Annotated in this window: 8 protein-coding genes and 1 pseudogene; 2 read left to right on the top strand and 7 right to left on the bottom strand. The window is 64.6% G+C overall.

The features are described 5' to 3' along the window. Nucleotides 1–93: 93 nt before the first annotated feature. From ACVPT3_RS02125 to ACVPT3_RS02095, 7 genes are all read right to left on the bottom strand, one after another. A complete protein-coding gene (locus ACVPT3_RS02125; RefSeq protein ID WP_492042572.1) occupies nt 94–942 on the bottom strand; it encodes a LytTR family DNA-binding domain-containing protein in 849 nt (282 codons plus the stop codon). A 363-nt stretch (nt 943–1,305) separates the two neighbouring features. Continuing rightward, complete coding sequence (locus ACVPT3_RS02120; RefSeq protein ID WP_492042571.1) at nt 1,306–2,679, bottom strand: purple acid phosphatase family protein; 1,374 nt, start codon at nt 2,677–2,679, stop codon at nt 1,306–1,308. Between the two features lie 11 nt (nt 2,680–2,690). After that, on the bottom strand, nt 2,691–5,840 hold the full coding sequence (locus ACVPT3_RS02115; protein WP_492042570.1) for a TonB-dependent receptor: 3,150 nt from the start codon (nt 5,838–5,840) through the stop codon (nt 2,691–2,693). A 97-nt stretch (nt 5,841–5,937) separates the two neighbouring features. Continuing rightward, on the bottom strand, nt 5,938–6,912 hold the full coding sequence (locus tag ACVPT3_RS02110; RefSeq protein ID WP_492042569.1) for a FecR family protein: 975 nt from the start codon (nt 6,910–6,912) through the stop codon (nt 5,938–5,940). Continuing rightward, on the bottom strand, nt 6,902–7,408 hold the full coding sequence (locus ACVPT3_RS02105) for an RNA polymerase sigma factor (RefSeq protein WP_492042568.1): 507 nt from the start codon (nt 7,406–7,408) through the stop codon (nt 6,902–6,904). Before ACVPT3_RS02105 ends, ACVPT3_RS02110 begins: the two co-directional genes overlap by 11 nt. A gap of 178 nt (nt 7,409–7,586) precedes the next feature. Then, nucleotides 7,587–8,447, bottom strand: a complete 861-nt coding sequence (locus tag ACVPT3_RS02100; RefSeq protein WP_492042567.1) for a tyrosine-protein phosphatase — start codon at nt 8,445–8,447, stop codon at nt 7,587–7,589. 25 nt (nt 8,448–8,472) lie between these two features. Then, nucleotides 8,473–11,109: a TonB-dependent receptor gene (locus ACVPT3_RS02095; RefSeq protein ID WP_492042566.1), complete on the bottom strand. Its 2,637-nt coding sequence runs from the start codon at nt 11,107–11,109 to the stop codon at nt 8,473–8,475. 223 nt (nt 11,110–11,332) lie between these two features. Here ACVPT3_RS02095 and ACVPT3_RS02090 point away from each other — a divergent pair, with 223 nt between their 5' ends. After that, nucleotides 11,333–12,520 (top strand): TetR/AcrR family transcriptional regulator, encoded by a 1,188-nt coding sequence (locus ACVPT3_RS02090; RefSeq protein WP_492042565.1) that lies wholly within the window; start codon nt 11,333–11,335, stop codon nt 12,518–12,520. A gap of 107 nt (nt 12,521–12,627) precedes the next feature. Next, nucleotides 12,628–13,342, top strand: a pseudogene (locus ACVPT3_RS02085) (IS3 family transposase); the annotation flags it as partial. Nucleotides 13,343–13,739: the final 397 nt, after the last annotated feature.

The raw sequence follows: 13,739 nt of genomic DNA, 5'->3' as shown, positions 1-13,739 counted from the left end.
GATCGACTGCGAAGGACGTTAGCCGTTGTGACCGGGCGGGGAGAAAAATCCTGCGAACCAACGCGAGTCGCGATCAATCGACGCTGTGCGACCCTAGACGGCCAGCTCGCGCAGCCGCCTTGCTCCGGCCCGGCTGGTCGTGATGGATATTCCATCGCTCATTCGCAACAGCAGTCGGGCGTTCCCAGCGGACTCGACGTGGTGAATCGCGGCGAGACGAACAATGTGCGAGCGATGAGCCCGCACGAACTGATCTTGCGGCAGGATTTCGTCAAAGCGCGACAGGGACGTGGTGGAGAGAATGCTTCGAGCGGTGGTGACAATCTCGGAGTAGCCGTCCACGCCGGCGATCCTCACAAGCTCCGACATCATGACTGGAGCCATTTCCTTGTCGCAGCGGACCATCAGAGATGTGGGCGGCGTCCTCAGAACGATCGGAACCGCGCCCGAGACGGGAAGAGGGTCTGCGGCGGGCTTCGGATCGCTGATCGCCTGGCGCCAATAGACGAATAGCGCGAGCGCACCGTAGACGGTAACACCTTGAAAAAGTTGCCAACTCAGCGCGCCCGCCCCGAAAGGAGCGACTCTGAGCCCCTCGCTCGGCCAGTTCGGCGACAAGGCGAAGCCGGCCAGACTGCAGAAGTACCACGCGACCGAGAAGGTCGCAGCGAGCAGCGGAAGAAGCAATATGGCAAGCTCGCCGCGCGAACTAGCTGCAAGCCGAAACACGATCGGACGAAACAATAGCGCGGGGCCGCAGACAGACAGGGTGTTGATGCCGGCAAAGCCGAGCGACGCGATCAGCGGCTGATCTAAGGTCGTCGCGAACGCGACCAGATATCCTGTGAACAGCACGCTTAGACCGAGCAACATTGCCCGGACGTCACGGAGCCCCATGCGGTCCAACCGCCTTCCAACACCGGCCATGGTTGTCAGATTCATCAACGGCTCACGCTCTGCATGAACTACAGCTAAGCGCATCCGCGAGGTCACGACCATGGCGTCTGAGGTTTCAAATTATTCATCCTGAGAAAGACAACCGGCATCCCGATGAACGTTCCGGGAAGCGGGCGGTCGGATAGGTTTCCGGTCTTCTTGTAGATCAAGGCTAACTTTGTCCGTCGAAGACTGTCGCTGTCATACCCAAGACGGCAATGATCAGTTTGTCGGCATTCTGCCCCGGCCTGTACTCGCCCCTACCCACCCGATCCGTCCGCCCGGACGCCGACCTCCAACAGCCAGCGCCCTGAAGCAGAACATCACACCGCGGAAAGCCTTATTGATTCACATCAGGCGCCTCAGCCTCTAGCGCTGTCCTGCGTTGACGCCCCCTAGGGTGAGTGTTTCCACCCTGCCCACTCCGTCCTCCCCCTTCGACAGTCGGAAAGCGTCCAGTTCCCGACCCGTCGCGGTAAAGGCGCGATAGACCACCGCCTCCTGCGACACGTCCAGGGTCTGGAACGTCTGCGTCCGCTCCGCCATCCGATCGGCCCAGGTCAGGTTCGCCACCGGATACATCTTCGGACCGGCGACAGAGACGACATAGGTCGAGCCATGGTCCGATCTGTGCCCTGGCCCGGCGTTGCTCATGGCGCCCTCGCCTATGGCGCCGCGCGCATAGCCATGGTCATGGGCCTGAAGCACCAGGTCCACGCCATATTTGTCGATCAGAGGCTTCAAGGCGTCGCGAACCCGGCTGTTGTCGCGGTCGGGATCGATCGAGAACAGCGGGAAGTGCAGGAACAGCACCGTCCAGCGGTTCGGATTATCGGCCAGAATCTGGTCCAGCCACCGCACCATTTCGGCCCGCATGGCCTCGTCGCCATGGAACAGCGGGGCGTCGATCGAGATCAGGCGCAGCCCCTGATAATCGACGGTCCAGGCGGTTTCCTTCAGCCGCTCGACGCCCGCCGGTCCGGTCTCCGGCAGGGTGAACTGCCGGCGCCATTGCGGGTTCAGGATCGGGCCGCGGCCGTATTCGTGATTGCCCGGCGTCGGCATCTGCGGGGTCTGGGCGTACAGGAAGCCGCCCGAGGCGAACCATTCGCCCCACTCGTTGTCGCTGTCGTGTCGGTTGATCAGGTCGCCGGCGTGGATGACGAAGGCCGCGTCGCCGGCTTTGCGGAAGCCCATCCTCAGCGTGCGTGACGCCTCGCTGAGGATATTGTTCTGCATGTCGCCGAAATACAGGAAGGTGAAGGGCTCGGGCGTCGCAGCCGCCGTCCTGAACTGCAGCCACTCCGACCAGACCCCGCCCGAACCGACGCGATAGACATAGACGGTCGCCGGCTTCAGCCCCGTCATCACGGCCGAATGATAGGCGGCGCGGAAGTCCGCCGCCTCGCGCACTGCCAGGACCGCGTCGTCGGTGGTTGCGGTCATGCGAACGGCTGAGGCGATGAAGTCCGGCCCGTCCAGGGCCTCGGCGAACTCCACCTGACCGTCCAGGCCCGGCGCGGTGCGCCAGGTGACGGCCATCTGATGCGCCGGATCAGCGGTCAGGTTCAGAATGATCCGCTCCGGCTGGACCGAAGCCGGGGCTATGGGACGTTCCGACGCCTGGACCGGCGCCGGTTCGGGTCGATCCGGACGCTGCGTCTGCGCCTGGGCCTGGACGAAGGTGGAGACGCCCAGGGCCGCGACAGCGGCCCCGAGCATGAGGGTGCGAACAAGCATCATTTTCGTCACCCTCAGAAGACGTAGGTCAGGCCGAGCGAGATCGACCGCCCGTTCTTGATATAGGCCCGGCTGGAGGCCGTGCTCGAACCGGCCGTGTACCAGTAGGTGTGGTTGTCGAAGAGGTTCTGCACCTGCAGCGAGGCGGTGGCGCCGCCCCACAGTTTGCGCCGCACGTTCAGGTCCACGAACTCATAGTCCTGCTCGTAGGGATTATTTCCGAAGTCCTGAATGCCTTCGAGGAACTCCGACTGGTAGCTGTAGGCGGCATAGGCTTCCCATCCGCTGTACTGCCAAAACAGCTGCACATTGGCGATGGCCTCGGGCGTCTCCATCAGCGGCAGGGTGTACCCCTCAGGGTGCCACGAAATCCCGGTCTCGGCCTCCGAGCGCTGCAGCGTCACGTTCACGCTGGCGCCCAAGCCCGACAGGGCGCCCGGCAACCAGTAGAAGATCTGTTGGGCGCTCATCTCGACCCCGTAAACCTCGGCCCATTTGCCGTTGTTGGGCATGGAGATGGTGACGCCGTCCGGCCCGATGTTCACCCCTGCGGTGCCGTCGCGGATGTTGCTGGAGGCCGAGCGGAACAGGAAGTTCTCGATATCCTTGTAGAACAGACCCAGCGAATAGGCGCCGGTGTCGCCGTTGTAGCGTTCGATCGACAGGTCGTAGTTGATCGCCTTCATCGGCTTCAGATCGGGGTTGCCCTGTTCGATGCCGATCAGCACCCAGTCCGAGGTGGGGTTTTCGTCGCCGTCGCCGTCCGGATCGGTGTCGTAGCTGTATTCCCGCGCCGACGTCATGCGGGCGATGTCGGGACGGGCGAAGCTGGTCCAGATCGCCGCGCGCACCTTGGTGTTGCGGTTCAGCGCATAGTTCAGATGGATCGAGGGCAGGACATTGACGAAGTCGCTCTTGTCCGTCGTGAACCGCTCGCCCTGAACCTCGTCCAGCACATAGGCCGAGATGTCATTGCGCGTGCTCTCGACCCGCAGGCCGCCGATGATCTGGGCGTCGCCGAAGCGGGCCGTGGCCATCAGATAGCCGGCGAGAATGTCTTCCTTGAACTCGAAACTGTCCTCGTTACTGAGTTCGGCGCTGGAAGGGTCGGTGGCGAAGCCTTCGAAGAAGCTGCTGTCGCCGTTCATCGCCCGGCTCAGTTCCGCCAACATGGCCTGGTTATCCAGCACCACGCCCAGGCGGTAGAGGCCCGTATATTCGCCGTCGAACAGGTTCGTGACCTCCTTGCCGTAGAAGGCCGAGAAGTCCGCCAGGGTCCCATCCGCGTCCAGATCGAGGAATTCGCCGCTATAGGTCGAGCGTTTGGAGGAATAGAATTTTGCCCCACCCTTCACCGACTCCAGCCAGGGAGAGACGGGCCGCCATTCAGCGTTGAACTGACCCTGCCACAGATCCTCCTGCGCCCCGCCGACCTCGCCGGACAGGCCGGCGTAGTCATATTCGGACGGGTCCTGGACCGCCGCCATGCCGGCGTCATTCAACACCCATTTCGGGAAGCGGCTGTCACCGAAGTTGACGATATCGACGCCCTCGTTGCCCAGCCAGCCGTATTTGTCGCTGCGGAACTCCATCTCGTAGCTGTCGTCGATATTGTCCTCGGACTTGGCGTAGGACAGGTCGTAATCCACCTTCACATCGCCGTAGCGGCTGACGCCGCCCAGGTTCAGCGACATCAGCGAGCCGGTCTCGCGCGAGCCTTCCCAGAAGCGACGCAGGCGGAAGCCCTGCGGATCCCAGGTCCCCGAGGCGCCGTTCAGCGTGTAGTAGGATTTGGTCGATCGATCCGCGTCGGTGATGACGCCGTCGCCGTCCCGGTCAACGATCTGGGCTGTGGTATAGGAATAGATATTGCCCTTGGCGCCCGAACCTATGATGGCGTCGTCCGGACTGGCCAGGTCGGTGGCGGTCTTGTCCACCTGGGTCAGTCGCGTCGAGTTTTTCGACGTGTCGTTGCGGAAGTTCAGGCGGTTGTCGAACTCGTCTTGAGTGTATTCATTGAACTGGCCGCGAAAGTGAAAGTCGTGGTTATCGCCGCGATAGTCGAGACTGGCGTTCAGCCCCTTGCGCTCGACCTCGGTCTCGCCGAACGCCAAGTTCATGCCGCGCAGAACGAAAGTACTGGTATCCCAGCCTAGGCTCTCGCTGTCTTCGTACCAGACCGGAGGCTGGTTATCGCCATCGACGCCGTTCTGTTCGAACTGGGACTTGCGTCGCGACCAGCTGGCGGTGACGAACACGCCCCAGTGGTCATTGAACTGGCGCCCAAAGGAGCCTGAGACTTCGCCCGAGGCCTTGTCGTCGAACTTGTCCAGAAACCCGGCCGAGGCCGACAGGACGCCATAGGTCGGCTTATGGTCGAAGGCCGTGGGGGTGCGGATGTCGATGGAGCCGCCCAGGGCGTCGCCGTCGCGGTCCGGCGTCAGGCTCTTGACCACAGTGATGGAGTCGATGCCTTCCGGCGGCAGAAAGCTGAGGCGCACGCCGCGATAAAAGCTGTCGTCCGGCGAACCGGTGCCGCCGATGCGGACGCCGTTCATGGTGTAGTTGTTCAACTCGGTCGACAGGCCGCGGATGGTGATGCGGTCGCCCTCGCCCGTAGTGTGGTTGCGCACGGCGTTGACGCCAGGCAGGCGCGACAGGGACTCGGCCACATTGTTAGCCGGCAGGTCGCCCATGTCGTCGGCGCTGATGACGTCAGAGATAAAGTCGGCGTCGCGCTTGGCGTCCAGCGAGCGGCGCATGCCGGCGGCGTAGCCGACCACCAGGACCTCCTCCAACACCGTCGCATCCGGGCTGGGCGTCAAGGCCTCGGCCGACTGACGCACCAGGGTCAGAACGCCGCGCACCTCGCGCGCCTCAACCCCGGACCCCGCAATCATCCGACGGAGCGCCTCGCGGGGCGTCATCGAGCCGGAAACGGCCTGCGCCCGCAGCCCGCGCGTAAGTTCAGGGTCGAAGACAATCTGCAGGCCGGTCTGACGTGACAGGGTCTGGATCGCGCGCCCCAGGTCCTGCGCCGGGATATTGAAGGTGGCGCGCGCCTCGGCGCTGCTGGCGGCCTGCCAGGCCTGGGCCGGGGCGGCGGCGGACGTCAGGACGGCGACGGCGGCCGCCGCAAGGAGGCCAGTCTTGTAAATACGCATATGATAGATCCCCCGCGGCCGAACCTGGCCGCTATTGGGGAAGACGACCGACTTCGCAGTCCTGACACCCGTCTTGAAAACTTGCTCTATCCGTCACCTAAGCTTCAGACAGCAGATAGTGACCGGCGTCTTTTCGGATCAGTCTGAGCCCATGAAGCCGGGCGATCGCGGCCAAGGCGTTCTCGGGATTTTCGTAAGAGAAGCGGCCGCTGACGAGCGCGCGGCCAAGTTGCGGATCAGAGAGCGAGACCTCCACCCCCGTGGTCCGCTTCAGATCGTCGATCACGCTGATCAGGGTCGTCTCGTCCAGTTCCAGCCAGCCCTTGGTCCAGGATGGAAGGTCCGTCTCGGCCTCGGCTTGTCGCAGGCGAGCGCGTTGCACACCGGCCTTCAGCACCCGCACGCGCTCTCCGGCTCGGATTCTCACAACAGCCCCCTTGTTCGGCGCCACATCGACGGCGCCTTCGAACACCACGACCTCGACCATCGGGCCGTCGGGGGTCTCGAGCGTGTCCACGTTGAACCGCGTGCCGACGGCGGTGACCCGAACCCCTTCGGCTTCCACAGTGAAGGGGCGTCCGGCGTCGTGGGCGACTTCGAAGAAGCCTTCTCCGTCCAGTCGCAGTCGCCGTTCCGTGTCGCCCAGCAGAACACGCACCTGGCTCGCGCCATTCAGCCGGACCGCCGACCCATCCGCCAGGGCCACGGCTTGCGGAGCACCGCGGCGCCCCACGATCAGATCTCCCCGAAGGGAGGAGATTGCGCCGAACAGAGCCGCGCAGGCGACACAGGCGGCCAGCCCCGCCGGCGCCCAGACCTTCATCCAGACCGGCGTAGAGGCGAACAGGCCCGGCTTCACCCTGCTGTGAGCCGCTCGCCGCGCCGCCCACAGGACGGCCGGATCGGCGATCAGGGCCTCGTGCTGCTGCAGCAGCCGCTGTCGATCAGGCCGTCCCGCCAGCCAGGCGTCCAGATCGGACTGCCGCGCGGGGGTCCAGCCGCCCCCCTGTTTTTCATCCGCCCAAAGGGCCGCCGCCCGGTCGTCGCGAGCGTCAAAAGTTTCAATCGGCATGACGCCCCTCCGCCGTCTTGCGAAGCGTCTGAGCGGCGCGACTATAGTGTTTATGAACCGCCTCGACCGACATGTTCAATTCGCCGGCGATATGTTCATAGGATTCCTCGCCGGCGCGGCGTCTTACGAACACCTCGCGGCGCACGGCGGGCATAGCGTCCAGGGCTTTCTGACACAGGCGCAGTCGTTGGCTCATGTCCAGCGCTTCCAAAGGGGACGCGGCGTCGTCGGCTTGATGGTCCGCGTCGCCAAAATCGTCAAAGGGCGTGGAGTCCGACCGGCGCGCGCGATCGATCAGAATATTGCGGGCGGCCCGCATCGCATAGGACAGCGGATCGGTGATCAGCGCCACGCGCGCCCGGGAAAGAACACGCAGAATGGCCTCCTGCGCGACATCTTCCGCATCAGCGCTCGACGCCAGTCTCCGTCGGACATAGGCGAGAAGCACACGATTGTGCGTCACCAGCGCCTGCCCCACCTCGTGCTCGTGACTCAACTGGCAGCCCCTTACCGAAGGGGCGGATATAGAAGCAGCGCGTAACGGAAACTCGACGAGTTGATGTCGCTTTTACTTCAGGCGGGCAGATCGGGATCTGCCGCACGGGAGGTCGAAGAGCGGTATTCCGCCGAGATGGCCGGACACGGCCGCTCCGAAGGTGGAGCGGCCATCCAGGTCAAACCGTATAGAGCAACCGTAGGCGCTGGATGTCGGCAGCGTCGACTTGCAGTTCCCGGTCCAGGTAGATCTCGACCGACCCATAATCGCGGTCGATGAGGTCGAAGACGGCCTGGAGGTAACGAGCATCGACACCCATAAAGATGGCGCGCACGTCCTCGGGGAGCCGCATGAACGCCGCCGCCTGCGGATTGTCGCTGGCGTCCGCGCCGGTCGGATCGGGACGGTAGTATAGGTTGGACAACTCATAGTCCTCTAGAATGGTCTCGCGCGGCACGCCCAGGGCCGACAAGATCAGGGCAGTGGCGATGCCCGTGCGGTCCTTGCCCGCCGAGCAGTGATAGAGGACCACGCCTTCACCCTTCAGCAGGTCGGCGAACAGGGCGCGCTGTTGAGGGCGCTGCATCTTCAGCATTTCGGGATAGGAGGCGGCGAACACATCCCGCGCCCGATCAGCCGTGACGTCGCCCTGGAACAGGGCGGCGAAACCGGACAGGTCCATCGAATAGTCGAAGGCGGTGACGGCCGGGGCGCCCTCGCCGGTCCAGACCGTCGGCTGATCGCGGCGTTCATCGACAGAGCGCAGGTCGTGGACGGAGCGAAGGCCGCGCGCCTCCAGCAGGGCCTTGTCCTGAGCGGTCAGGTGCGACAGTTCGGCGGTTCGGTAGATCACGTCCCACTTCACCGTGCGGCCATCGGTGGTGCGATAGCCGCCGATGTCGCGGGCGTTTTGCACGCCTTGCAACGGCAGCAGCCGCTGGTGCGTCGATTGTTCAGCCGGAGCGGCCTGGGCGATCGCCGCCTGGGCTGGCTGGGTCGCCAAGATCAGGGCGGCGACGCAGACAAGAAGTCTCTTCATCTCGAATATCCTCTTTCGATGGGGATCAGAAGCGGAAGCGCAGCCCGGCTAGGTAGCGACGCCCCACCTGCTCGACCTCGGTCGGATGGAGCGCGTCGCCCTCATAGGCGACATAGGTCTCGTCGCTGAGGTTGTTGGCGTCGAAATAGACCGAGACGTTGTCGTTGATCGCATAGCGGACCGACAGATCCAGGTTTTCATAGGCGTCGCGCATCTGGTCGCCGAAGCCGGCGAAGCTGAGGGTGTCGATCCACTCCGAACGCCACTGGTAGCTGACGCGCGCCGACAGGCCGTAGTTCTCGTAGAAGATCGAGGCGTTGGCGATGGTGTCGGACACGCCGGGGAAGTCGACAGTGCGGCCGTCCGGCGCCTTGAAGTCGCCGCTCAGCAGCGACAGATTGCCTTGGAAGCCGAAGCCGCTCCACGCGCCTGGCAGGAAGACGAACTGCTGCAGATAGGCGATCTCCACACCATACAGCTTGCCCTCCCCGCCGTTGAGGGTGGTGATGTAGTCATAGCCGGTGCGATCCAGGCCTGGGGCGTCGAACAGGTCGTCCTCGACCACGGTCTGGCTGTCGAACAGGACGTGGTCGACATTCCGGTAGAACCCGCCGACCGAGGCCAGGCCAGCGCCCGGCAGGTACCACTCCAGCGAGACGTCGCCGCCCCAGGTGCGTTCGGGCTCCAGATAGGGATTGCCTGCGGTCACCGTCTCGCCGGTGTCGTCGATCGAAGCGCTGGTGCGCACCACCGAGAAGGATGGGCGGGCGATCCCGGTCTGGGCCGACAGACGCAGCAGAATGTCGTCCGTGAGATCAAACTTCACATTGATGCTGGGGAACAGGCTGGTGTCGTCCTGGCTGGCGTTCACGGCGGTGAAGCCGGTGGCGTCAGGCACGAAGCCGCCGATGTCCTGTGACAGGTGTTCGACCCGCAGCCCCGCTACGATCTGGGCCGGGCCAGCCTGGAACTTGGCCATGGCGTAGCCGGCGAACAGGTCTTCCTGGATATTGTAGACGCTGTTGGGCGGCGTCAGGGCGGCGGGATCGTAAAGGCCGGCGTCCTGCAACTGGTTCAGGATGTCGTCGATGTCGCGGCGCATCGCCTTGTTGTCTACCCAGTTGATGCCAAAGCCGAGCGGGAAGCCGGTATGCCAGGGCTGGTCGGTGACATAATCCGCGGCGTTGAACGTCGCGCCGATCCGCGGCAGCAGGGCGGGGAAGACCAGAACCGAAGTGGTGCTGATGGCCGAGCCTGTGACGTCCCGCGTGTCGTATTCCACACCACCCGAAACCTCGACCTCGCGCCCGCCGATTTGGAAGATGCGGCTGGCGTCAGCCTTGTAGACCCAGCTTTCGGTGTTCACCGCGCTGACGATCGGGATCAGCAGGTTCAGTGTGGGATTGCCCTGGCTAAGACTGTCTCGGGCTGGGCCGCGAGTCAGGCCGGTCGCCCCCAGCACCGTGTCGTACAGATCTATAATCGGCAGATTCGGATTGGACCGGTCATAGCTCAGAGACGGCGAGGTCAGCGGATTGACCCACATCTGACGCATTAGCGGCAGATAGGTCGTGTTCTCAGTCTCGGTGTAGTTGATCCGCCAGGTCAGGTCCCAGTCGGCCATATGATGGTCGCCGCCCAAGGTGCTGATCCAGTTGTCGTTGCGGTATTCACCATAGTTGAAGGCGCCGGTGACGGGCACTCCGGCCAGATCGCCCGAGTCCGCGCCGATCGTCCCGCTGGCGGCGTCGGCCAGTTCCAGCACATACTGATTGCGTTCTTCGTCGTCGTTGAAGTTCGAATACAGGGTCTTGAAGAACAGCTCGTGGCCGTCGGCCGGGCGGAAGGCCAGGCCCAGCATGGCCGCCTCGCTGGAGCGGGTGACCCGATAGTTGCGGATGTCGAACGCCTCAGGCAGGCCGGTGTCGGCGTCGTAGGAAAATTCGCGGTTGTCGGTGATCTGCTCGCGCTCGTAGTGCGAGGCCGCCGCCATCACGCCGAAGGTGTCATTCGACCAAGACCCGCGCAGGGCCGCCTGTTCCTGGGGACCCTCGCCCAGCTCCATCTGGCCGTAACCGACGTCGCCGTAGGCATGGAAGCCGCTCCGTTCAAACGGCGAGAAGGTGCGCAGGTTGACGCGCGCCAGGATGGCCTCGCCCGGCAGGTCGGGGGTCAGCGACTTGTTGACCTCCAGCGCGCTCAGGATCACGGCCGGGACCGCGTCGAAGCGGAAGGCGCGCGACACGCCACCTTCATCGACGCCAATGATGTTGACGCCGTCCACCGACACGCTGGTCCAGCGGTTAGGGCCGCCGCGCACCTGCAGATAGCGTTCCTGACCCTGGTCTCGCTGGACAGCCACGGCCGGCAGACGAGCCAGGGCGGCGGCCGAGTTCTGGTCGGGAAATTGGCCGACGGTGTCGGCGGCTATGACGTTGATCAGGTTGTCGGCGTTGCGCTGCTGGTTCAACGCGGCCCGCTGACTGCCGACGATCGGCGAGGCGGTGACGACGATCTCGTCCACCGCCTGGGCGTCCTGAACCTGCGCCTGGGTTTCGGCTGCGGTCTGGGCCTGGGCCGCTCCGGCCGCCAGCAGCGCCAGGGCGGCGGAGCCGGCGCCGAGCGCCGATTTCGAGGAATGGAAGGAACGAATGAGAGACATGGCGACACCCCCTGTCGACGATTGAATGAGGCCGTTTAGAAGGTTTGTTTCGCAAATTTAGAACAGTTGTTCTGTCGATCTGAGACCCTATTGCGACAGCTCGATGACGCGACACTCCGCCGTTGCGGTCGGCCTAGGAACAGGGCACACACACGGCGTGCCGCTGTCGTCCGAACCCGTCATTACTTCTACACCGCCCCCCGCCGGGCGGGCGGGTGAACTTGTGGACGCCTTCCTTTTGCAGATGGCCGATGCTGGCCCGGCGGGCGCCACAGCCCGCAGCGTCGCGGTACGCGCCGGAGTGTCCGCCTCGGCGGTCAACTATCATTTTGAATCAATAGAACGACTGTACGGCGTAGCGCAGGCCGAAGCTGTCGCGCGCGCATCCCTCTGGCTCGAGCAACGGCTCGTCGATGTCGACGCCTCCCCACCCTGGCCATTCGAAGCCTTTCCCGCCTTCGCCGCCGCCCTGATCGATCACTGGAGCGACGGGCGCGTCCTGGCCCAGGCCGAGGCCTCGGCCTTCCTGCAGGCGGCCTGGGGCCCCTCCGAAGACGCCGCAGCCTGGCTGCGGCTATGGGAACATTTCTGGACGCGCGCCCTGCCCCTTTTCTCGCTGCCGGCGGATCAGGCCCCGATCGTCGCCGCCGTCCTGCACTCGGAAAGACTGGGACATCTCGTGCGCTGGCGTCCGATGCATGACCGCGCCGGCCTGGAGGAGGTGTGCGTGCGCCTGACGGCGCGATTGACCGGCGAGCCTGCCCTGTTGGCGCGTCCGACGCCCTGGAGAGAAGGCGCCGAGACCCTGTCACGTCAGGCCGTCGACTTTCCGGTCCTCGCGCCTGCCGCCGCCCGCATCGCAGAGGCGGTCGTTCAGGCGGTGGATGAAGGGGGAGAGGCGGCTCTTACCCACCGCGCCGTCGCCGCCGCAGCCGGTGTCAGCCTGGGGGCCGTGACCCATCACTTTCCCACGCGGTCGGCGCTGGCTGAGGCCGGCTACGCCTGGCTCTATGACAGCATCGTCCAGTCCGCCCGCCGCGCCGGCGCCGGCCAAGCCGCCCATGGCGACATCGGGGCGCACATCCTGTCCTTCATCGAGATCGGCCGCACCGCACCCCGGTCCCGTGCGCTGGAAGCCTTCTTCCTGGCGGCCACGCGCGATCCCGCCTTGTCGAACTTCGCCGCCCGGGTGCGTTACAGCCGGGGCCTAGGCACCCTGAACTTCCTTAGCGGCCAGGCGCCGCATTTGACGCGGGTGGACGCCCTGCTCATCTCTCACTGGACCGCCGGGGTCGGCCGGGCGATCGCGGCTGACCCTGCGGCGGGCCCCGTGATCAAGACCGCTGTCGCGAAAGCAAGCCAGATATTCAGGCAGCAGGACGTTCATCAGGACCCCAGAACTCTGAGCTGAGCGGAGCGCGAAGCAAAAGCCTGCCATAAACCCGCAGTGCTGCTTGGCGACAAGCGGACATCCTGATTGGCCGTCCTGAGTGGGCTCAACCAGTGACCACAACACGCTACTCGTCCTTGGGCATCCTGTTGGAACGGGAGGGCGTCAGCCTGAATAAGAAGAAGTTGTTCCGACTCTATCGGGAAGAGGGTCTGGCAGTGCGGGGGCGGAAGCGAGCGACCGGGATACGGACGCCCATGGACCGAGCCGGACGGACCGAACCAGCGCTGGAGCCTGGACTTCGTGGCGGACGCGCTGTCGTGGGGTCGGCGCTTCCGCATTCTGTACATCGTGGACGACTTCACGCGCGAGGCCCTGGCGCTGGTGGTGGACACCTCGATCGGCGGCCGACGCATGGCGCGCGAGCTGGATGCGCTGATCGTCCGGCGTGGCCAGCCTGCGCTGATCGTCAGCGACAATGGCACGGAGATGACATCACGGGCGATGCTGGAATGGTCCAACCGGACCGGAGTCGGCTGGCGCTACATCAATCCCGGCAAGCCCCCGCAGAACGGCTTCGTCGAAAGCTTCAACGGCAAGTTCCGGGACGAGTGCCTGAACGAGGAGGTGTTCACGACCCTGGCGGAAGCCCGGGCCGTGATCGACCGGTGGCGGCACGACTACAACTACGTCCGACCGCATTCCGCCCATGATGGCCTCGCGCCGGAGACCGTGCGGCTGAACCACGCGGCCGGTCGGCTGCGCGACGTGAATAGCTGCGCCGCCCGGCCGCTCCCACCGGAGCCCAAGATCCGCTATGAAGCCTGCGGACTCCCATTATGATCGCGGGACCAGCGGGGGGCAGGTCACACGACAGCTTGGCCGTCCTGTTGGGTCTTAGTGCGGCCCAGAACGCAGAAAACCCCACGGCCGTAGCTCGTGGGGTTTCTTCAGATCAGAGCCTCACGCCGGAGTGTGAGGTATTGTTGGGTGCGGGAGCTCGCACCCCGATTCACCTCACACCTGTTTTAAGATTCAGCGCTTAGCTGCAGAGTGCGGGCTCGGGCACGCCCCTGACGTCAGCAACACGCCACCAGCAGTCAGTAGCTCACCGCTCAAGACCTGACGTCCAGCGCTGGCAGATTCGTAAGTTCGCCGCCACTGGCGTAGGGCTGGATCTGATTCTTCGACAAGCGCACGAGCCCGTCTGAACAACTACGCCCACTTGCACCCCACCGCT

This window comes from Brevundimonas sp. FV1ps31S (assembly GCF_058681265.1).
The sequence above is the reverse complement of the archived record's forward strand: the minus strand, read 5'-3'. Positions and strand labels throughout refer to the sequence as shown.